Below are 20,888 nucleotides of genomic sequence, written 5' to 3'. Positions count from 1 at the left end.
TAGGGGGATACTGGCCTCCTTCACTCAGGAGCTTGACTAGAGCTTTTTAGTTTCCGTTGAGAATACGTAGAACATCAGCAGGGTTTGTTGTGTTCTGTAGGCATTCCACAGCTTCTTCATCATCGAGTGAATTGGTAATAGCCATCAGCACCATGTTGTGCTCATCGCCTTGTGCGGCAATACCGATAACCATTTTCGCGATATCGTCTTCATCTTCGCCCCACTGAATACCTTCAGGGTACTGACAGAAAACGATGCCGGTTTTTTGTACGTACTGTTTCGCTTCGATTGTGCCGTGTGGCACTGCGATAGACTCACCTAGGTAAGTAGACACCAGCTCTTCACGAGCAAACATACCGTCTACGTATTCTGGTGATACGTTGCCAAGTTTTACTAATTGTTCGCCAGCAAACTTGATTGCGTCTTCTTTTTGAGTCGCTTTAAGGCCAAGGAAGATGCTGTCGTCAGTGAGTGCAAGCTTATTGCCTTCTTGCGCTGGAGTTGCTGCAGGCGCCGGAGCTTCAACTTTCTCTTCACCACTTTGAGCATCGACAAGTTCTGCAACTAGTTGGTCGTATACGCCGCCATCTAGGAAGTTGCTTAGAGACATATGCATCGCACCTGGAACAGTGCTACGAGCACGGTCTGTTAGGTCTTTATGCGTAATAACGATTTTCGAATCAGCCGGTAGGTTGTTGATTGCGTAGTTGGTCACTTCAATGTCTAGGCCAGCGGTTGCTACTTTCTTACGTAGTAGACCTGCGCCCATTGCACTTGAACCCATACCCGCATCACACGCTACATAAACTGCTTTTACATCCGCTAGGTTTACGTTTGCACCTGATGCCGCACCTTTAGAAGACGCTTTCATGTCTTTCATTTGTGCAGAAGCTTTTTCTAGAGAGTCTTCGTCATCACCTTGAGCTGAAGTCTTAAGCAGGATTGAAGCTACGATGAAAGACACAGCGGTTGAAGCAATTACTGAAAGTACAACACCTAGGTAAGAACCTTTTGGCGTCATCAGTAAAACGGCGAAGATAGAACCTGGAGATGCTGGAGAGATAAGACCAGAATCAAACATTACGTTAGTGAATACACCCGTCATACCACCTGCGATTACAGCAAGAATTAGACGTGGGTTCATTAGAACGTACGGGAAGTAAATCTCGTGGATACCACCTAGGAAGTGGATGATAGATGCACCAGCAGCAGACTGTTTCGCGCTACCTTTACCAAATACCATGTAAGCAAGTAGAAGACCAAAACCAGGACCTGGGTTAGCTTCAATTAGGAAGAAGATTGAACGACCAATCTCTTCAGATTGTTGGATACCTAGTGGAGAGAAGATACCGTGGTTAATTGCGTTGTTTAGGAAAAGAATTTTCGCAGGTTCAACAAAGATAGAAGCTAGAGGAAGAGCACCTGCTTCAACCATTGCGTTAACACCAGCCGCAAGACCACCAGATAGAATCTTAACTGCAGGACCAATCACGACAAACGCGATGATTGCGCAGATCATACCGATGATGCCAGCAGAGAAGTTGTTCACTAGCATTTCGAAACCGCTCTTCACTTTACCGTGAACAGCTTCATCGAATTTCTTAATTGCGATACCACCTAGTGGACCAACAATCATTGCACCCATAAACATAGGGATATCTGTACCAACGATAACACCCATCGTTGTAATTGCACCAACAACCGCTCCACGGTCGCCGCCAACCATTTTACCACCGGTGTAACCGATCAATAGCGGTAGTAGGTATGTGATCATAGGACCAACCATTGATGCTAACGTTTCGTTAGGCCACCAACCTGTTGGAATAAATAGTGCAGTAATGAAACCCCACGCAATAAATGCGCCGATGTTTGGCATTACCATATTGGATAAGAAACGACCAAAGTTTTGAACCTTAATCTTAGCTTCTGGTGATAACATAGGTAGAACCCCGTAGTGTATTGGTTGGTCAAATGACCGAAAGTGTGTACTCAAAAGTCGATTAAAATGTATCACAACATTTCCAAAATGCACCCTAGCCCAAATTTCGTGATAAACATCACACACAAAAAACACTTTCGGGTTAACAAGCACACCTTGGATCACAAAAAAACCATGAATTTAAATTACAAAGCCAAATTAATGAGAATGAATATCATTAACACAAGATCCAGATCACACTTTACTTTGTAGTACTTAAAAATAAATAGTGATCAAAATCACACTTAGTAAAATATAGCATCTAAGATCTATATAAACCGTATAAAAGAACATCGTGTCACGTATAGAAAATATGCATACAGATGAGCAAAATCGCTATAACTGTAATTTAATTACAAAATGAGCTACATTTTTCTAAAAATACAAAACGAGACATAAAGCTCTACTAAAAACATAGACCAGAGAACTGCAGTTAGCATTGATAGATGTGATATGGTATTTACCAACGCTATCGCATCATATATATCTCCAACACCCATCAGCTAATCGCTCCGCTATTTGAGAAAAGACTATGTCAGACAAAATTTCCACATCCGCACTGGCTAAACAAAAAGGCATAGAAGCTAAAGCTTTATTTGGCGATCTAAAAACAGCTGGCTATATCGTGCGTTCACAAGAACGCTGGATTCTCACAGAAAGAGGAGAAAGCTTTGGTGGGGAATATGTCGAGCACAAGAAGTTTGGTGTCTTTATTGTCTGGCCAGAGAAACTGCTTATCGATTTAGACTCATTCTCAGGAAAAACACTCACCGCCACCCAGTTGGGTAATGCCTTTCAACTCAGCGCAAAGAAAATCAACTTACTGCTCAATGAGCTTGGCTGGATTACAAAAGAAGAAGACGGTTGGCACGTCACCTCTACAGGCTTAAAAGCTGGTGGTGAACAAAGAGAAGATAAAGCGACTCAAAACTTATTCGTGGTATGGCACGACTCACTGGTTCGCAATAAACGTTTAAAGCAGTCTGTTGTGGAATTTTTGGGGCATGACGCTGAAAGCCACTCAACGGATGTGTCATTTTCCAGTTTTCGTCAAAAATTCGAGGCGAAACACCGAAGCTTAGATGGGCATTATGTTCGTTCAAAAGGAGAGCTGATCATCGATAACTGGCTTTATATGGCGGGAGTCGTTCATGCGTACGAGCGTCCACTGCCAATATCCAAACAAGTGATTAGTGATTTTTATCTGCCAAGTGGCAAGGTGTACATCCAGTTTTGGGGAACCGATTCTGCACCTATCGCTGAAGACAAACGCATTGAAACGAGAGAAACATACGCAGAACACGGCTTCAGCTTGATTGAACTCACCCCAGAAGATATCCCAAACCTAGACAGCGTACTTCCACCATTATTGCGTCAATATGGCATCAAGGCGTACTAAGCTACTGAATCTAGACACTCCACACCCGTTGAGATCACATTTATCGAATAATTATGGATGTTATTTACCATAGTGATTTGATGTGTTCGCTATTTTTCCCGAGTCATTCTTCTATTATCTTACATCCATCGACTTGAGCTACCGCAGATACTCGATTTATTGGGGCATGTTCGATAGCCATTTAAGTGTTCGGTCTTATAGAGACTTACTGTTCTTCTATAGATATACAGCCTAAATGCGTTATCCGTTTATTGTTGACGTTACCGAACATAAAACCCTACAACATTTATTATTGATAGATATTAGGATTCAACATGACTCATCCAATCATTACTGATCTAAACACTCGTTACACAGCTAAAAAATACGATGCAGAAAAACGCATCTCTGCGGAAGACATGGAAGTAATCAAAGAAGCACTTCGCTTGTCGGCTTCTTCTATCAACTCTCAGCCTTGGAAATTCATCATCATTGAGAGTGACGCAGCAAAACAACGCTTCCACAATACTTTCGAAAACATGTTCCAGTTTAACCAACCACATGCGAAAGAAGCATCACACACGATCCTGTTTGCTCACGATCCTAAGTACACTAAAGAGAAATTCGCTAAGCGTGCTGACACAGAAGTAAGCTCTGGTCACCTACCCGCTGAAATGTACGAGCAATTCTTAGGTGCTTACGCATTCGCAGACATGAACACAGACGAAACAGGTTTCAACGGTAACTGGACTAAGTCTCAAGTTTACATCGCACTAGGTAACACACTGCACACACTAGCTCGTCTAGGTATCGCTTCAACACCTATGGAAGGCGTAGACGCTGCTATGATCGGCGAAGAGTTTGCTGACGAACTAGAAGGTCACGTTGTTGATGTAGCGCTAGCTATCGGATACCACAAAGACGGCGAAGACTACAACTACGGCAAACCAAAAGCGCGTCTAGCTCTTGATGAAGTGGTTACTACGTTATAACAGCTACTACGCTGTAATAGCTAAAACAAACAAATCGCACTGCTTTATTTGGCCAGACGCTTGTCTGGCCTTTTTTATATCTGTTATTTATCCAAGCCAATATCCACAAACAAGTCATAAAGACGCATTAATATCAATATGATTGCAAAAATCAATAAGTCATAAAGACACCACTTAGAGTTAAATGGCAATAAATTTCATATAAAACAATAAGTTAAAAACATGGCACAACTAGTGCAATGAGAGCCTTAGATATTTAAATAAGGTATTATCATTATGACTATTCACGTTAAATCAAATGTTCATTGGGTTGGTGTCCACGACTGGGAAACCGAGCACTTCCATGGTAAGGAATACCACATGAACAAAGGTACCAGCTATAACTCGTACCTGATCCGTGAAGAGAAAACGGTGCTTGTCGATACCGTTGATCATCGCTTTACTGAGCAATTCCTTGCAAACCTTGAGATGGAAATCGACATCAACGAGATCGACTACATCATTTGTCAGCATGCCGAGGAAGACCACTCCGGAGCCCTTTCTGCACTATTAGCCAAAATTCCAAACACACCTGTTTACTGCACAGAAGCTGGTGTTAACTCGATTGTTGGCCATCACCATCAACCAGATTGGAACTTCAGAACCGTTAAAACTGGCGACACGCTCGATGTGGGTAATGGCAAGCAACTTATCTTTGTTGAGATGAAGATGCTGCATTGGCCAGATTCAATGGCGACTTACTTAACTGGTGATAAAATCCTGTTTAGTAACGACGCTTTCGGCCAACACTACTGCGACGAAAATCTATTCAATGACCAGCTAGACCAAGTTGAGCTGCATGAACAATGTCTGCGTTACTTCTCGAACATCCTGACACCGTTTGCGCCGCTGGTTAAAGCAAAGATTGAAGAAGTGTTGAGCTTAGGCGTGCCGATCGATGTAATTGCGACTTCTCACGGCTGCATTTGGCGTGACAACGCGACTCAAATCGTTGAGCAATACTACGAATGGTCGAAAGCCTACAAAGAAGATCGCATCACCATTGTCTACGACACCATGTCGAACAATACCCGCATGATGGCAGATGCTATCGCTAAAGGGATCCGTAAAGGCAGCCCAGAAACGGCGATCAAGGTGTTCAATATCTCTAAGCACGATAAAAACGACATCCTTGCCAACATCTTTCGTTCAAAAGGTGTGCTCGTTGGTTCATCGACCATGAACAATGTAATGATGCCGCAGATCGCAGCTTTGCTTGAAGAAATACATGGCCTACGTTTCGCAGAAAAAAGAGCCGCTGCATTCGGTTCTTCAGGTTGGACAGGTGGCGCAGTTAAACGCATCGATGCTCGCCTACGTGAAGCCAACTTCGAAGTCAGCGCACCACAACACATCCACTGGAAACCAGACACAGAAGCCCTTCGCCAATGTATCGATTACGGCATGACACTGGCTGAGGTGTGGCGTGCAGAAGCCGATGAAGTGAGCACACCAAAACAAGTATCACGCAATGTAACACCGCTCGAAGCCACACCAGCACCGGGGAACACCACTACCGAGCTCAAAGACACGACAGAGCAGAAGTTAGAAGAAGCACAAGACAAGCCTGTCCATAGTGCAGATTGCACTTGCTGGCGTTGCACCGTGTGTGAATGGGTGTACGACCCACAACTAGGCGAACCCTACCAAGGCGTTGAACCGGGAACCCCATGGGCACAAGTACCTGATGATTTCCTTTGCCCTGAATGCCATTTAGGCAAAGAAGTGTTTGTGGAGAAGTAGCATGTCGAACATTGTTATTGTGGGTGGCGGTTTCGCTGCCCTACAAACCATTAAGATGGTACGTAAACTTAACCAAGATATCGCAATTACTATGATCACCGCCGATGCCGGGGTTGAGTACAGTAAGCCGAATCTTTCGCACGCGTTCAGTCAGGCGCAAACACCAGAAGCATTGTCGATACATAATGCTCAACAGTTGGCTGAACAATACAACGTGGTCATCAAAACCAAAGCACTCGTGAGCGAGGTAGATACTGTTCAGCAGTGTGTTCATGTTGATGGCCAAATCATCCACTATTCAAAGTTGGTATTAGCGACAGGCGCAACGCCCTTCATACCACCAGCGGAAGGGTTAAAACGCAGCGCGACCATTACTCTCAATAGTTTGGAAGAGTTCGAGAAACACAAAGCTCAGGTTGATGACGCACAACGAATCACCGTGATTGGCGGAGGCTTGATCGGCGTTGAGCTCGCCTTCGACCTTCAAACCGCAGGCAAAGATGTCACCATCATCGAACCCGCGAGTTACTTGCTAAATAACTTGGTGCCACCTTTCGTGTCCCTAGAGTTAGAAAGAGAGTTAAGAAAAGCAGGCGTCACCGTTGAAACCGATTCTGCAGTGTGTCGCGCAACTTATCTCCCTAATGGGGTGAGGTTGCAAACTACTTCTTCTCGATTAATACGAACCGATATCGTAATTGCCGCAGCAGGGCTAAGACCAAACACGCTGTTAGCCAAACAAGCGGGAATAGAAGTAAACAGAGGGGTTGTGGTCGATAACACCATGAGAACCAGTGCCGAGAATGTGTATGCGATTGGTGACTGCGTCGAAATCGAAGGTCGAGTGATGGCCTATTTGCAGCCAGTAATCTTGTCGGCAAATGTGTTGGCTAAGCAGCTGGCTATGGATAAAGGCGACATCAAAGTGGGCGAAGCAACGCTCAGTTTGCCTCACATCATCACTAAGGTGAAAACACCGAGCTACCCGATTCAACTCGCAGGGCGTGATATTCAAACTGCTCAGAGTTGGGAAACGCGATTCGACCCAAAAGGCATTATCGCTAAAGGCTTCAATGAAGATGATCAGTTGGTTGGGTTCATTGTCACGGGAGAACACACCAAAGCTGCATTCCCTCTGCTTAAGGAACTCCAGACCAGCTCTCCAGCATAAGCTAGGCATTCGCTAGACAATAAAAAAGCCAGTCAACAGACTGGCTTTCTTGTATTCATCTTAGTGCGACTAGCTCATCGCGTTTAAGCAGAGGAGAACATTAACCAATAAACGAGATGTACCCTTGCAGGATAATCAGGTTAACGATATCGATAAAGAAGGCACCCACGATTGGCACAACCATGAAGGCTTGTGGTGACGGACCGAAACGGTTCACCAAAGAGCCCATGTTCATTACCGCTGTTGGTGTTGCACCTAAGCCGAAACCACAGTGGCCACCCGCCATAACCGCTGCGTCGTAGTTAGAACCCATTACTTTGAACGTCACAAAGTAAGAGAAAATACCCAGTACAACCGCCTGAACCGCAAGGATAACCAAGAACGGAATCGCAAGGTCAAAGATGTTCCACAGCTTAAGGCTCATTAGCGCCATTGCTAGGAATAGTGACAATGACACCGTACCAAGAATATCGACCGTTTCGCTATCCGTCTTATGCAGCTTAGTGACTTCAAACACGTTAGTGATGAACACACCGATAAACAACGCGTAAACGAAGTCAGGAATCATCAACCAAGAAATTTCAAAAGTCGCCACCCACTGCTCTAGGTACTTCGCACCCGTAATACAGATAAGAAGGATGAACAACACTTCAATCACCTTCTTCGCCGTCACTTTGTCTTCTTCATACTCGTTGTAAGTAACCAGTTCAGGGAAGCGTTCGTGCGTTTGCGTGCCTGTGCCGTACTCAGATTCAAGCTGGTTTTTATCAATCAGCTTTTGCGCCACAGGGCTACCGATAATACCACCGATAATCAAACCAAAGGTCGCTGAAGCCATTGCGATTTCTAGCGTATTTGCAATGCCAAACGTATCTGCAAAAGTTTGAGACCAAGCCGCGCCTGTGCCGTGACCACCCGAAAGAGTGATAGAGCCAGCAATCAAACCCATCAAGGGTTCAAGGCCTAGTGCCGTTGCTAAAGTTACGCCTACACCGTTTTGGATAATGATGTAAACCGACGCTACCCCTAAGAATAGGAATACCTTAGCGCCACCTTTTATCAGCTGCGTGTAGTTAGCCGCAAGGCCGACCGTTGCAAAGAACATCAACATAAACGTGTTCTGCAGGGGCAAAGAAAACTCAAGATCAAGGCCGTTAAAGTGCAGGGCTGTAATAGCAAAAGCGACAATCAAGCCGCCGACAATGGGCTCTGGAATGTTGTACTTTTTGAGAATCGGAAGCTTTGCATTGACGAAATGACCTAGAAACAAAACACTAATCGCGATTAGGAAGGATTCTAGTGGTCCAATTGAAATTAATTGATTCATATAACCTCTATTTTTTTACGTTCTCATCTTCCCTAATGAGTCTAGTTTTATCTGTAATTATTTGTGCTGCTCTACCTATATTTATACAAACTGGAGAGAAAGTGTGGATTCGAAAAGCGAACACATTACTGCGATCGCTTAGTGCCATGTTAGTAGCACGTTAACTTTTATAGGAGATAAAAGGATTTGTGACAATAATCACCTCCTAAAAGTTGAAAACGGCGTGAGTATCTATGCCGCTGACTCTGCTTTCTTAATACCTAAAAAAGCAAAAAGGAGCTATTTCTAGCTCCTCTTTCATCACCATCGCTGGTAATTAGAATTTTTTCGGTGCGTAACCAGTCATAACTTCAATGCGAAGTTCTTTACCGACCTTCGTCATTGGGTGAACAATTACGAGTCCTTTAACAGACTTTTTCAGTTTACCCATATCCGCTTGCTCAGCCTTAGTGATTTCACGGCTAAATGGCATATCAACCAGAGACTTACGCTCTTGGTTCACATCAAAGCTTTCTTTGTGTTTAAGCTGGGCAATTTTCTTAGTTAGCTTCTTAATCTCTTCCTCGAACTGACGAACAACAGGACGATCATTACGAGTTTTAGCAGCATCTAGCTTGTGGCGACACTTGTCTAGACGGTTGTTAATTTGTTGAAGTTCGTTTTTAACACTCATAATAATTTCCTAAGATTAAACAAGCCAATTCGGATTGGGGCGCGGAGTATAGCACAAGGGTTCTGTTGAACCGAAATTTATCTGTTAATTACCAACAGAAACGAATCACATCTACACCGCTCATTCAGCTTGCCTATTCTTTGTGGCGAACCTCTCAGCGGATTGTTCATTGATAGGATAGCGTCTACTTCAAAAATTGCAGTCCTCGATGCATCAAAATTCCGTCTAAACTTATACTCTAACGCAGTAACTAAATCAGGGTACACAGCTTGGAGTTGTTACCCCCAGCAACGACTCTGATTCGCAACGTAATCACAAGGATAGCCGATGACATTATTGAAACGAACATTGACCTGCAGCCTAGCCCTGAGTGCAATGTTTACCGCAACTTATGCATCTAGTGAACAAACAACCCAAAGTAACCTAATCGTCGAGTACTCTGCACCGCAAAATGTTGAAGAAGAACAGCTCAAACGCGAAATTCAAAACAGCGGTGTTAATGACATCGTGGTCGACCTATCAAACCAACTGTTCATGTTTGAGAAACCATTAACCATTCAATATGGCGGGGAAGAAGGACCACTCTACGATCCACAAACCCATCAAGTGCTGATCCCTTATAGCTTTTACGCTGAGTCACTCAATTATTTCGAGAAGAACCAATACGAAAAAGAGTACGGGAAGTCAGCGCAAACCGGCGCTATTGATACCTTGCTGCACACCCTGCTGCACGAAGCTGGGCACGCGTATATCGAAGATCAGAACATTGCCATATTGGGTAAAGAAGAAGATGCAGTTGATAACCTAGCAACCGTGCTACTGCTTAACTACGTAGAGCATGGAGCCGATGCCGCTATCAGCGCTGCAGACATGTTCGCTTTCGAGTCAGAAGACCGCCCGGAATATTACGACTTGGGGGAATACATCGACGAGCACAGTTTCGACCTGCAGCGTTACTTCTCCACTTTATGCTTGGTGTATGGCAGCGATCCCGATGCCTATAAGAACTTGCTCGACGAGGTGGAAAACGACTATTTGAAAGATAGGAAAGAGTTCTGTGTCGAGCACTTTGACGTGATCCATGAAAATTGGCATCAGTATTTAAAAGAGAGTGACGGTGCTTAAAGGTTAGCGCCGAGAGCGAGAAAAAAGGCTTTGGCATCAAATCCCAAAGCCGTAACTCGATAGATTAGCTTAAGAGTTAAGAGTTAAGAGTTTAAACCCTAGACCTTCACTTTATACTTCAGATCTTGAGCTTCATCGCCGGTCATGCCTCGAAACCCCCAGCAGTGCGATGGCTGCTCCTTAATGGTGATCTCGATATCAATGGGAGAGATGGCCAGTTGTTTCTCTATTTCTGAGAATATCTTCTTAATCAGGCGCTTTTTGGTGTTTACCGCTCGACCTTCCATCATATTGATCTCAATGACGGTGTAAGCTTCTGTTCGCCCTTCGGGATAAAAAAAGTCATCTCGCTCCAATGGCACAAATCGATGTGCTCGCTTGTCATCGGGTAACCCCATCTCACTGTTCAAGCACTGCTGCAACACATTAGAGAGCTGCAACTTAATTGGATTTAAGCACTCTTTGATACCATAAATAACAATCATGACCATTCCTTTGATGCGATGTTAGGTATAGAAGAACGTCAGATAGAAGCATCGTTTGGCGACTACCCATTCGCTTACTATTTGTACATATATTACCTAATGACGCGTATGAGAAAAGGTAAAAACAATGAATTTATGAACAGGTGCAACAAAATACCTATCCCTTTGCAAACATAAGCCGAAGCGAATTGATCGAACACCACCCTCCTCGCGTATATCTTCTCAAATCACATTAGAACTAAGGAGTGCTATGTGCCAAATTCACCTAGGAAGACCACGCGGACAGACGCCGAACTAGAAACACCCGTAGAGTCTTCTCTAGAGCTCGCAGTGTTTCCTCTCCCTATCTTCCTTCTACCGGGAGGTAGACAAAGACTGCGCATTTTTGAGCCAAAGTATCTAGCGATGATCGCTCACGCAGCGCAGGGCGATGGTTTCATTATCGCCACTCAAGACAACTCTAACTCTGATGATCTTAGTTCTTGGGGGACAAAGGTGACCATCGTCGATTTCAATATGTCTGATGACCAAATCTTGGAAATTGATGTCGAAGGCGAAAAATTGGTGCAGTTACATGGTTCGTTTCGAGACGTTGATGATCTGATTAAAAGCCAATTCAGCTTGTTACCTCACTGGCCTACTCATGACTATAAAGTACCCAACGTGTTTGCTGCATTTTTGGTTCAGTTGTTTCGCGACCACGATTCGATAAGAACACTCTATCCCTCTCCAGATTTCGAGAGCACACAATGGATCTGTGCGCGATTGCTCGAAATGATGCCTATCCCATTGGAAAAGAAAACAGAATTTACTGAGCCAGCCAGTTTCCCGTCTCTAGTTCCTTTTTTGAATCAAATCATTACGGGGCAATAAGCACTTTTATTCACTATAATTTTGTATAGTGGAAATTAATTTAAATTAAAGTGATCCCGACTTTTTCTTTACACGTAGTGCCTATCAAATTCGCATGATGGTTAGTTACTATGCAAGTGGAAAGCAGAAGTTCAGGGAACGGCAAGGAGCATGTCATTATTCCCGATAACAAAGTACCTACAGACAACAAAGTACCGACAGAGCTTTCGAGCTGGTTGATGTTGGTTGGTACAGATAGAGACAAGCAGGCGTTCACCTGTTTGTTCAAGTTCTTCGCTCCTAAGATTAAGCGTTTTGGCATCAGTAAGTTGGGTGGCGAAGCTGCTGCCAACGAACTAGTTCAAGACACGATGACTAATGTTTGGAAAAAAGCACATCTCTACAATGTAGACAAAGGTGCTGCGACCACTTGGGTCTACACGGTAATGCGTAACGCAGCGTTCGACATGTTGCGTAAAGTGAAAGCGAAAGCCGAACAAACGATAGCCGACGATATCTGGCCAATCGATGCGATGGTAGCCGAATCTCAAAGTGAAGATTTGCCATTCGGTGATCATTTGATGAGCCGACACGTAATGACTCAAATAGAAAAGTTGCCTCTCGCTCAGAAAACCATCGTCAAAGGCGTTTACTTTCAAGAGCTTTCTCAAGAGCAACTCGCTCAGCAACTTGGCGTCCCACTTGGAACAGTGAAGTCACGTCTGAGACTCGCTTTAGCCAAACTTAAAGTTCACATGGGAGACCAAAGCCATGATTAAACATCACCCAAACGCGGCAATCTTGAAAGACTTCGTCGATGGCACGTTGGCTGATTCAGTTTCTTTGATTGTTTCTAGCCATGTAGAGCTGTGTGAACACTGCCAACAACAAGTTAAGTTGCTTACCGCTGAATCGGCGAATAATGCATTTGACGCAGAGCCAGTATTTTCAAATGAAGATTTAGACAGCTTCTTAACGGACGACATGGACTTCGATTTTGACGCGATAGATCAAATCACAGCCGATGCTTCTCAGTCAGTTGAAGCGACTCCAGAGGTTCAGAAAGTAACCGTCGCCGACACGACATTCACAATCCCCCGCGCTCTGAATTCAGTGGCGAGAAAAGATTGGATGAACCTAGGTAAGATTTCACGAGCGAGACTCGATTTCGATGACGAAGCTCACCACACCAGTTTGTTGCACATCGATAAAGATGGACAAGTACCTTGCCACACTCACAAAGGCTTCGAGATCACGCTGCTTTTAGAAGGTAGTTTCGAAGACGAAATGGGTGTCTATAACAAAGGCGACTTCATCTGGTTGGATGGTAACCATACTCACCAACCTGCGACCAAAGAAGGTTGTGTGTGCTTGACCGTTTCAAGTGATGCGCTTTACTTCACAAAAGGTGTGAGCCAACTATTCAATCCACTTGGAAAATATATCTATTAACCCAGTTGCACGCTATAAATATACAGGATGGCATTAAGCTATCCTGTAAATCGTCCAAGCATCTGAATAAAAGCATCTACGGTGTCAAAGTAAAAATACACCAAGCTCTGTAAGTACGATTAGCAATGTTGAACTATAAGAAATAGCTCAGAGCAAGAGCAAAGGAGTTGGCCAATGGAAAAGAAAATTAAAATAGGTATTAGTGCATGTGTTGCTGGACACAAAGTGCGCTTCGATACAGGTCATAAACGCTCTCGTTTTTGTACAGACGACCTAGCAGACTACGTGGAATTGGAACCTGTTTGCCCAGAAATGGGGGTTGGACTTCCAACTCCTAGACCAACCATCCGTCAAGTTCGTCAGCTAGACAATATCATTCACGTTTCCCGACCTGACGGAACTGGTGATGTGACCAATGAGCTGATCGAGTTTGGACAAAACTATTCAAAGAACAACCAACACATCGCTGGCTTTATTGTGTGTCAAAAAAGCCCAACCTGCGGTATGGAGCGCGTAAAGGTGTACCACCACCATGGTCGAGGCTCTGAATCGACAGGCGTAGGTATGTTCACCCAACAAATTATGGACGGCAACCCGTTACTTCCCGTTGAAGAAAACGGCCGCCTTAACGATCCCATTTTGCGTGAAAACTTTATGACTCGAGTGTTCACTTACCAAAAGTGGCTCGATCTTGTGGACGAAGGTGTTACTAAACATAAATTGATTCAGTTCCACAGCGCCCACAAATACTTAGTCATGTGCCACCACGTTGAGGGTTACAAAAGCTTAGGTAAACTGTTGGCAAGCAACGATCTTGAAATCGACGACTTGGCAAATCAGTATATTGAAGGCTTGATGACGGCACTATCTCACCATGCGAACCGCGGTAGTCACGCCAATACTTTGCATCACTTACAAGGTTACTTTAAGAAACAGCTGAGCAGCGCTCACAAACAAGAGCTTACCAATCAGATTTCATCATTCAGAGAAGGGTTGGTTCCACTGTTAGTTCCACTAACGCTGATCAATCACTACCTGATGGAATACCCAAACGAGTACCTAGAATCACAAGTTTATCTAAACCCGCACCCACAAGAACTTAAACTGAGATACGGATATTGAGCGACATTCTATGGATAAGACGAGACCTGCGGACTCACGACAACCCCGCGCTCGTCGCAGCTGTTGAAAACGGCGTAACGACAGCCGTTTTCATTTCAACACCGCAACAATGGAAACAACACCATCTTGCGCCAATCAAAGCGGATTTTATACACCGGCACCTGACGCAACTGGAATCCCAACTCGCTGAGCTTGGAGTAACGTTGCTTCACTTAAAAGCGACAGACTTTGACGACCAATCCAAACAACTCATCAACTTGTGCGAGCAGCTTGATGCCAAGTGCGTCTACGCAAACTCTGAACCAGAGATTGATGAACAAGCTCGCGATAAAAAGCTGATTTCAGGTGGTCTAAACCTGAAGATCAGCGATTGTGACGTGATGCTGCCACTCGGTAGCGTTCTCAACAAACAAGGAGAGATGTTCAAAGTCTTTACGCCCTTTAAGAACGCTTGGCTAAAAGAAGTTCAGGTGAAAGGCATCATCTGTAGTCCTGCTCCTGTCGTGCCGACTGAACGTTCACAAACACAGCTTCCTGACGACTTACAAGCCTTAACCATCTCCGCTGACTATGATTTCGACTTTCCTCGTGTTGACTCAAGTCGCTGGCCAATAAGCCAAGATGTATTGGGCAATGTGATCCCGAATTTCTTAGGCAGTAAAGTCTACGACTACGCGCGTCTGAGAGATATTCCTTCAGTTAAAGGGACATCAGGGCTATCGCCTTATTTAGCGATTGGCGCAGTAAGCCCACGTTGGTTAGCGATTCAATTGATTCAGCAACAGCCCGACCTGTTATTTGATACGCAATTACCGGCCTTTTGTTGGCTCAACGAATTGATTTGGCGAGATTTTTATAAGCATTTGATGTTCCACCATCCTAAACTGGTTAAAGGCGCTAACTTTCAGCAAAAATACAGTGGTTTGGATTGGTATCACGATCACCCTAGCTTCAAAGCCTGGTGCGAAGGAAAAACAGGATATCCATTGGTTGATGCAGCAATGCGTCAACTGGTTGAAACAGGCTGGATGCACAACCGGCTAAGAATGGTGGTAGCAAGCTTCCTAACCAAGCACCTGCTTATTGACTGGCGTTGGGGTGAGCGTTTCTTTATGTCGCATCTTATCGACGGTGACTTTAGTGCCAATAATGGTGGCTGGCAGTGGGCTTCAAGTACTGGCTGTGATGCTCAACCTTACTTCCGAATTTTCAATCCAATCACTCAGAGTGAAAAGTTTGATCCAAAAGGAATTTTTATTCGTAAGTACATACCAGAGCTGCAAAATATCCCAGATAAGCATGTGCATTTTCCACATGACTTTATCGCAAAAAACGGAATTAACAGCGAATACTGGCAACCCATCGTTGAACACAAAGAAGCACGATTGAGAGCCTTAGCCTTCTTCAAATAATTAGAGTGAGTATTATGGATAACTCTCTATGGCTTGATAACTTTCTCAACATGTATCGAGAACTCGGAACCGACAATTTCGACGTGCTTAAGACGGTTTATCACCCTGATATTGAATTCCAAGATCCGCTGCATCATGTCAGCGGTATTTCGGCGCTTACGCACTACTTCGAGAACCTCTACACCCAGGTAACGAGCTGTTACTTTCATATCGAACACACTTTTGAATCGAACGACGAAGCGTCTGTTTACTGGACGATGCAGTTTGCTCACAAGCAATTAAATGGGCAAAAGCCTATCGAAGTACAAGGACACAGTCACCTTAAGATGCTCGACGGTCAAGTGGTCTACCACAGAGATTACCTCGACGTCGGGTCTATGTTGTACGAACACATTCCAGTACTGGGCTGCGCGATCAAATCCATCAAAAAGAGAGCGAGCCGATAATGCGTATTATGATCACAGGCGCGACCTCAGGTATCGGCCAATCCCTAGCTAAAGATTACGCTCAGCAAGGTCATCAGGTGATTGCATGTGGCCGTAACTCAGACAAGCTGCAAACCTTAGTTGATTCTCATGAGACAGACATCGCTCATTCGTCAATGACACCGCTCTGTTTCGATCTGACCGATTATCACAATTTCCCAGAACTCGACCAAGATAAGCCTCTCGATCTGCTTATTTTAAATGCTGGTGATTGTGAGTACATCGACGACCCAATTCATTTTGATGCCGAGCTTTTTGAGCGCGTCATCAACATCAACCTGATCTCAATTGGCTACGCCCTTAAAGCCTGGTTAAAAAACATCAAGCCGGGCGGCCGTTTGGTTTTAGTGAGCTCCAGCGCCAGCTTTTTACCTTTACCAAGAGCCGAGGCTTATGGCGCTTCAAAGGCAGCCCTCACTTACTTAGGCAGAACACTTTCGGTTGATCTGGCCGAGCACAACATTCATGTCTCAATTGTGCACCCTGGTTTCGTTGAAACGCCATTAACCGAGCGAAATACTTTCGCTATGCCTATGATTATTAGTAGTGAGGCCGCAACTCAGCGAATCGTAAATGGTATTGCTCAAGGAAAGAGTGAAATCGATTTCCCAAGACGATTCATCATGTTGATGAAGCTACTAAGAATGCTTCCAACTCCAGTTTGGCAAAAACTCGCTTCAAGGATGGTATAACAATGAAAAAAATCGCCATTATAGGTTCAGGCATCTCTGGACTGACTTGCGCACATGTATTAGATAAACACCACGACGTTACGGTATTCGAGAAAAATGACTACGTCGGCGGGCACACTGCTACGGTTGATATAGAACACCGAGGCACGGCGTTTTCAATTGATACTGGCTTCATCGTTTTCAACGACAGAACTTACCCGAATTTCAACAAACTGCTTGAGCAACTCGGTGTCGAAAGGCAACCCACTGAAATGAGCTTCAGCGTACACAACACCACGACTAAATTCGAATACAACGGCCACAGCATTAATTCGTTATTCGCTCAGAGGAGTAATATTTTCAAACCTCAATTCTGGTCTTTGGTTTCTGACATTCTTAAGTTCAACAAATTGTGTAAGGCGCAATTCGAAAGCAATGTGTTTACTCCAGACGTTACCCTTGGCAGTTTCTTGCGTGAAAACCAGTTTTCCGACTTCTTTAGCCAACACTACATTCTGCCGATGGGTGCCGCTATTTGGTCGACTAGCTTAAAAGAGATGGAAGAGTTTGAGCTAAAGTTCTTCATTCAGTTTTTCTACAACCATGGTCTGCTCGACATTGCTAACCGCCCGCAGTGGTATGTGATTCCAAAAGGATCGCGTTCTTATGTTGAAATCATCCTTTCACGCCTAAGTAAGTCTGTTGCACTCAATACATCGATTAAACAAGTAACTCGCCAAGAAACAGGCATCACGATTGAATTTGAAGATGGCAGCACACAAGACTTCGACGAAGTAATCTTTGCCTGTCACTCAGACCAAGCGTTACGTCTGCTTGGTGATGCGACAGAGCAAGAACAACAGGTACTGGGCGAAATCCCATACAGCCGTAATGAAGTGGTTCTGCACACTGATACCCGATTGTTACCAGACAGAAAGCTGGCTTGGGCAAGTTGGAACTACATGTTAGACGGCGACAGTAAACGACCTGCCTGTGTCACTTACAACATGAACATTCTGCAAGGCATCGAAAGCCAAGACACCTTCTGTGTGACCTTAAATCAAAGCGAAGCCATCGACCCAGAAAAAATCATTCGCAGCTTTGTTTATCATCATCCGGTACTTAACTCGAACACCGTAGAGGCTCAGCACAAGCGCGAGCAGATCTGTGGCAAAAACCAGACTCATTTCGCCGGCGCGTACTGGTACAACGGGTTCCATGAAGATGGCGTCCACAGTGCACTCGATGTGACCAAACGCTTCGGTTTAGATTTGAGTACGAGTTCAGCGCTATGAACAGTCAAACCCTGACATCCGAAATGGAGATCGCATCCGAAAAGAGTGAAGAGCTCAGCGGTATCTATTGGGGCAACGTCAGACACCGCCGCTTTGGCGACATCACTCATGAGTTCAGCTACCAGTTATACATGATGGGGTTGGATCTCGATGAAATCCCTCAAACAACAACTCGCAGTCGTTTGTTCGGTACTCAATGGTATAACCCGATTCGCTTTGTCGAATCGGATTATCTCGCTGAAAAAAAAGAAAATGTCACAACTGATGAACCTAAAACACTAAAGCAACGTATAGCTTCCAAAGTACAACAACTTGGTGGGGTTTGGTCTGATTCAAACCGTGTGACGATGCTGGCTCAGTGCCGTTGTTTAGGGATTTATTTCAGCCCAATTAACTGTTTTTTCTGTTACGACGAGACTGGTGATTGTCGCTATATGTTAGCGGAAGTGAGCAACACGCCTTGGCGAGAAAGACACTATTATCTCATTGACATGCACAAAGAGTTGAAAGTAAAAAAAGAGTTTCACGTTTCGCCGTTCATGGATTTAGACATGAATTATTTGTGGAAAATAAAACCACCAACGAAACGGACGTTAGTACACATCGAGAGTCATCGTAGCGACAAGATTTTTGATGCCACTCTGGCACTCTCAAAGCAGTCGGTAACAAAAGCAAACATTAGACGAACGGTATTCAAGATTCCGGCAATGACAATCAAGGTTGTAATGGGTATCTATTTTCAGGCTCTCAAATTATTTCTGAAAAAAGTACCGTTTGTGGCGCATCCAGACTCAACGTCTTGAGCGCATATGAAAGAACTCAATTGAAGCTTGGATTCGCTCCAACCAAGGGGCAGAACTCAGCTTAGTTGGCACAAAATATTAGAATGAGTTATCAGCGAGGTTTACATGGAACAGCTTGCCAAACAAAACAACAACGTAGAACAACAAGCTAAAGCCGTTGCTGTTTCAAGCAACTGTAAATATCGAGCTTTAATCTTCAAGGTGTTAGAAAGCCTGCAATTCGCGACGCTTGAGATCATTGAGCGAGACCAACATTCCGTATTCGGCGATCGAGAAGCCGAGTTGAAAGGTCGAATCGTGATTCATGATGCGACCTTTTTTAGAGATGTTGTCATCAACGGCAGTATCGGTGCATCTGAAGCTTATATCGATGGCAAATGGACCAGCCCGAATCTCACGCGTGTGATTCAAATTATGGCTCGGAACCAAGCCCAATTGGATGAGCTTGATGACAAGACACAATGGATTTCTCGCATCAAAAACCTCTTGCTGCGTCGTAAGAATGCCAACACCGAGCAAGGCTCTAAGCGGAATATTCTTGCGCACTACGATATTGGCAATGAGTTGTACGAGCGCTTCTTAGATAGCTCGATGCAATACTCTTCTGCTATCTACAGTGAAGAAGCAGAAACCCTATCCAAAGCTCAACAAAACAAAATGAAAACTATCTGTGAGCGATTAGAGTTGTCAGAGAAAGATAACGTGGTCGAGATAGGCACTGGCTGGGGTGGCTTAGCTATATTCATGGCACAACACTACGGATGCCATGTCACCACTACCACAATCTCAGATGCCCAACACGCGCTTGCAGAGCAGAGAGTAAAAGCGCTTGATTTAACAGACAAAATCACCCTGCTTAAAGAGGATTATCGTAACCTCACTGGTGAGTATGACAAGTTGGTCTCTATCGAGATGATCGAGGCGGTTGGTCATGAATATCTGCAGACCTTCTTTGAGAAATGTTCATCGCTACTTAAACCTTCAGGCAAGATGCTGATCCAAGCGATTACTATTGCAGACAGCCGTTACGATAAATACCGTAAAGGTGTCGACTTTATTCAAAAGTACATCTTCCCCGGCGGTTGCCTACCTTCGGTTTCAGTGATGACCCAACACCTTGCGACCAGCACCGACCTTGTTGTTCAAGAAATTGATGATATTGGCCTGCACTACGCTCGAACGCTGAATGATTGGAACATTGCTTTTGAAAATAGTTGGGAAGAGTTAGAGTCCCTCGGCTATTCAGAAGAGTTTAAGCGCTTGTGGATCTTCTACTTCTGCTACTGTGAAGGCGCATTCAAAGAGCGCGTGATCAGCACTCACCATGTAGTCGCAAGAAAACCTCGATACTTTGGAGCAAAAGATGAAGCAGTTTTGGATTATTAATCTCGTACTGTTTCAAGCGACCTGGGTTTGCAGTGCCTTCTTTACCGCGCAAGCCCCGTTCGTCACGCCACTGATTGTAGTGGTTCACTTCCTCCTATCACCGACTCGCAGTAGCGATTTGAAGATACTCATTCTATTACCATTGGGGCTATTGCTTGATAGCCTCATGCTTCACTTCGGCGTGTTTGCCGTCGATTCTGAAATTGCCAATCAATCGTGGTTTCCTGTGTGGCTCATCTGCCTGTGGATCATGTTTTTGATTAGCTTCAACCACAGCCTTAATTGGCTTTTAAAATGCTCGAAAGTGATCTTGTTCGCCATAGGGTTCGTAGCAGGTACTAGTAGTTATTGGGGAGGCATCAAAGCAGGTGCCCTTCTAACGACTTGGCCAGATGCATCGGTAGTCGCTGCCCTTGCAATAAGTTGGGGGATTTTGTTGCCCTTACTGGTGGCCGCCTACTCCAACTTAATACAACCTAGAATGGCAATAACGAGGTGA

20 protein-coding genes are annotated in these 20,888 nt (G+C 44.5%); 16 read left to right on the top strand and 4 right to left on the bottom strand.

What is annotated here, in order from left to right:
• Positions 1-46: 46 nt before the first annotated feature.
• Positions 47-1,939: a PTS mannitol transporter subunit IICBA gene (locus tag ITG09_22430; protein ID UPR54137.1), complete on the bottom strand. Its 1,893-nt coding sequence runs from the start codon at positions 1,937-1,939 to the stop codon at positions 47-49.
• Between the two features lie 571 nt (positions 1,940-2,510).
• Here ITG09_22430 and ITG09_22425 point away from each other — a divergent pair.
• From ITG09_22425 to norW, 4 genes are all read left to right on the top strand, one after another.
• The gene (locus tag ITG09_22425; protein ID UPR54136.1) at positions 2,511-3,377 is read left to right on the top strand and encodes a glycerol kinase; all 867 of its coding nucleotides are present in this window, start codon (positions 2,511-2,513) and stop codon (positions 3,375-3,377) included.
• Between the two features lie 314 nt (positions 3,378-3,691).
• The gene (locus tag ITG09_22420; GenBank protein ID UPR54135.1) at positions 3,692-4,348 is read left to right on the top strand and encodes an NAD(P)H-dependent oxidoreductase; all 657 of its coding nucleotides are present in this window, start codon (positions 3,692-3,694) and stop codon (positions 4,346-4,348) included.
• Positions 4,349-4,624: 276 nt separating this feature from the next.
• Positions 4,625-6,130, top strand: coding sequence for an anaerobic nitric oxide reductase flavorubredoxin (gene norV / locus ITG09_22415; GenBank protein UPR54134.1), 1,506 nt, complete (start codon positions 4,625-4,627; stop codon positions 6,128-6,130).
• A 1-nt stretch (position 6,131) separates the two neighbouring features.
• The gene (gene norW, locus ITG09_22410; protein UPR54133.1) at positions 6,132-7,301 is read left to right on the top strand and encodes an NADH:flavorubredoxin reductase NorW; all 1,170 of its coding nucleotides are present in this window, start codon (positions 6,132-6,134) and stop codon (positions 7,299-7,301) included.
• 100 nt (positions 7,302-7,401) lie between these two features.
• On the opposite strand, the gene gltS is transcribed toward norW, so the two are convergent.
• On the bottom strand, positions 7,402-8,628 hold the full coding sequence (gene gltS, locus ITG09_22405) for a sodium/glutamate symporter (GenBank protein UPR54132.1): 1,227 nt from the start codon (positions 8,626-8,628) through the stop codon (positions 7,402-7,404).
• Positions 8,629-8,944: 316 nt separating this feature from the next.
• Positions 8,945-9,301 (bottom strand): YibL family ribosome-associated protein, encoded by a 357-nt coding sequence (locus ITG09_22400; protein UPR54131.1) that lies wholly within the window; start codon positions 9,299-9,301, stop codon positions 8,945-8,947.
• 327 nt (positions 9,302-9,628) lie between these two features.
• On the opposite strand from ITG09_22400, the gene ITG09_22395 reads away from it, so the two are divergent.
• Complete coding sequence (locus ITG09_22395) at positions 9,629-10,426, top strand: hypothetical protein (GenBank protein UPR54130.1); 798 nt, start codon at positions 9,629-9,631, stop codon at positions 10,424-10,426.
• Between the two features lie 98 nt (positions 10,427-10,524).
• Here ITG09_22395 and ITG09_22390 read toward each other — a convergent pair whose 3' ends face one another.
• Positions 10,525-10,911, bottom strand: coding sequence for a tautomerase family protein (locus ITG09_22390; protein ID UPR54129.1), 387 nt, complete (start codon positions 10,909-10,911; stop codon positions 10,525-10,527).
• Positions 10,912-11,163: 252 nt separating this feature from the next.
• Here ITG09_22390 and ITG09_22385 point away from each other — a divergent pair, with 252 nt between their 5' ends.
• From ITG09_22385 to ITG09_22335, 11 genes are all read left to right on the top strand, one after another.
• Entirely contained in the window at positions 11,164-11,784 is a 621-nt protein-coding gene (locus tag ITG09_22385; GenBank protein UPR54128.1) for a hypothetical protein, read from the top strand.
• A gap of 110 nt (positions 11,785-11,894) precedes the next feature.
• Positions 11,895-12,542 (top strand): sigma-70 family RNA polymerase sigma factor, encoded by a 648-nt coding sequence (locus ITG09_22380; protein UPR54127.1) that lies wholly within the window; start codon positions 11,895-11,897, stop codon positions 12,540-12,542.
• On the top strand, positions 12,535-13,215 hold the full coding sequence (locus tag ITG09_22375) for a cupin domain-containing protein (protein ID UPR54126.1): 681 nt from the start codon (positions 12,535-12,537) through the stop codon (positions 13,213-13,215). The genes ITG09_22380 and ITG09_22375 overlap by 8 nt, the downstream gene beginning before the upstream one ends.
• A gap of 174 nt (positions 13,216-13,389) precedes the next feature.
• On the top strand, positions 13,390-14,337 hold the full coding sequence (locus ITG09_22370; GenBank protein UPR54125.1) for a DUF1722 domain-containing protein: 948 nt from the start codon (positions 13,390-13,392) through the stop codon (positions 14,335-14,337).
• Entirely contained in the window at positions 14,334-15,749 is a 1,416-nt protein-coding gene (gene phrB / locus ITG09_22365) for a deoxyribodipyrimidine photo-lyase (protein ID UPR54124.1), read from the top strand. Before ITG09_22370 ends, phrB begins: the two co-directional genes overlap by 4 nt.
• Before the next feature lie 14 nt (positions 15,750-15,763).
• Positions 15,764-16,195, top strand: a complete 432-nt coding sequence (locus ITG09_22360; GenBank protein ID UPR54123.1) for a nuclear transport factor 2 family protein — start codon at positions 15,764-15,766, stop codon at positions 16,193-16,195.
• A complete protein-coding gene (locus ITG09_22355) occupies positions 16,195-16,926 on the top strand; it encodes an SDR family NAD(P)-dependent oxidoreductase (GenBank protein UPR54122.1) in 732 nt (243 codons plus the stop codon). The genes ITG09_22360 and ITG09_22355 overlap by 1 nt, the downstream gene beginning before the upstream one ends.
• A 2-nt stretch (positions 16,927-16,928) precedes the next feature.
• Positions 16,929-18,200 (top strand): FAD-dependent oxidoreductase, encoded by a 1,272-nt coding sequence (locus ITG09_22350; GenBank protein UPR54121.1) that lies wholly within the window; start codon positions 16,929-16,931, stop codon positions 18,198-18,200.
• The gene (locus ITG09_22345; protein UPR54120.1) at positions 18,197-19,003 is read left to right on the top strand and encodes a DUF1365 domain-containing protein; all 807 of its coding nucleotides are present in this window, start codon (positions 18,197-18,199) and stop codon (positions 19,001-19,003) included. The genes ITG09_22350 and ITG09_22345 overlap by 4 nt, the downstream gene beginning before the upstream one ends.
• 105 nt (positions 19,004-19,108) lie before the next feature.
• Entirely contained in the window at positions 19,109-20,389 is a 1,281-nt protein-coding gene (locus tag ITG09_22340) for a class I SAM-dependent methyltransferase (protein ID UPR54119.1), read from the top strand.
• Positions 20,367-20,888 carry a DUF2878 domain-containing protein gene (locus ITG09_22335; protein ID UPR54118.1) on the top strand — a complete coding sequence of 174 codons (522 nt, stop codon included), beginning with the start codon at positions 20,367-20,369 and terminating at the stop codon, positions 20,886-20,888. Before ITG09_22340 ends, ITG09_22335 begins: the two co-directional genes overlap by 23 nt.

The organism is Vibrio cyclitrophicus, from assembly GCA_023206055.1.
Lineage (GTDB): Bacteria > Pseudomonadota > Gammaproteobacteria > Enterobacterales > Vibrionaceae > Vibrio > Vibrio cyclitrophicus_A.
The sequence above is the reverse complement of the archived record's forward strand: the minus strand, read 5'-3'. Positions and strand labels throughout refer to the sequence as shown.

Bases quoted from the DNA above. Each gene is read 5' to 3' on its own strand.
- gltS (UPR54132.1), bottom strand. From the start codon at position 8,628: ATGAATCAATTAATTTCAATTGGACCACTAGAATCCTTCCTAATCGCG.
- ITG09_22340 (UPR54119.1), top strand. From the start codon at position 19,109: ATGGAACAGCTTGCCAAACAAAACAACAACGTAGAACAACAAGCTAAA.
- ITG09_22345 (UPR54120.1), top strand. From the start codon at position 18,197: ATGAACAGTCAAACCCTGACATCCGAAATGGAGATCGCATCCGAAAAG.
- ITG09_22420 (UPR54135.1), top strand. From the start codon at position 3,692: ATGACTCATCCAATCATTACTGATCTAAACACTCGTTACACAGCTAAA.
- ITG09_22395 (UPR54130.1), top strand. From the start codon at position 9,629: ATGACATTATTGAAACGAACATTGACCTGCAGCCTAGCCCTGAGTGCA.
- ITG09_22380 (UPR54127.1), top strand. From the start codon at position 11,895: ATGCAAGTGGAAAGCAGAAGTTCAGGGAACGGCAAGGAGCATGTCATT.
- ITG09_22355 (UPR54122.1), top strand. From the start codon at position 16,195: ATGCGTATTATGATCACAGGCGCGACCTCAGGTATCGGCCAATCCCTA.
- ITG09_22375 (UPR54126.1), top strand. From the start codon at position 12,535: ATGATTAAACATCACCCAAACGCGGCAATCTTGAAAGACTTCGTCGAT.
- ITG09_22430 (UPR54137.1), bottom strand. From the start codon at position 1,939: ATGTTATCACCAGAAGCTAAGATTAAGGTTCAAAACTTTGGTCGTTTC.
- norV (UPR54134.1), top strand. From the start codon at position 4,625: ATGACTATTCACGTTAAATCAAATGTTCATTGGGTTGGTGTCCACGAC.
- ITG09_22400 (UPR54131.1), bottom strand. From the start codon at position 9,301: ATGAGTGTTAAAAACGAACTTCAACAAATTAACAACCGTCTAGACAAG.
- ITG09_22425 (UPR54136.1), top strand. From the start codon at position 2,511: ATGTCAGACAAAATTTCCACATCCGCACTGGCTAAACAAAAAGGCATA.
- ITG09_22370 (UPR54125.1), top strand. From the start codon at position 13,390: ATGGAAAAGAAAATTAAAATAGGTATTAGTGCATGTGTTGCTGGACAC.
- norW (UPR54133.1), top strand. From the start codon at position 6,132: ATGTCGAACATTGTTATTGTGGGTGGCGGTTTCGCTGCCCTACAAACC.
- ITG09_22360 (UPR54123.1), top strand. From the start codon at position 15,764: ATGGATAACTCTCTATGGCTTGATAACTTTCTCAACATGTATCGAGAA.
- ITG09_22335 (UPR54118.1), top strand. From the start codon at position 20,367: ATGAAGCAGTTTTGGATTATTAATCTCGTACTGTTTCAAGCGACCTGG.
- ITG09_22390 (UPR54129.1), bottom strand. From the start codon at position 10,911: ATGATTGTTATTTATGGTATCAAAGAGTGCTTAAATCCAATTAAGTTG.
- ITG09_22350 (UPR54121.1), top strand. From the start codon at position 16,929: ATGAAAAAAATCGCCATTATAGGTTCAGGCATCTCTGGACTGACTTGC.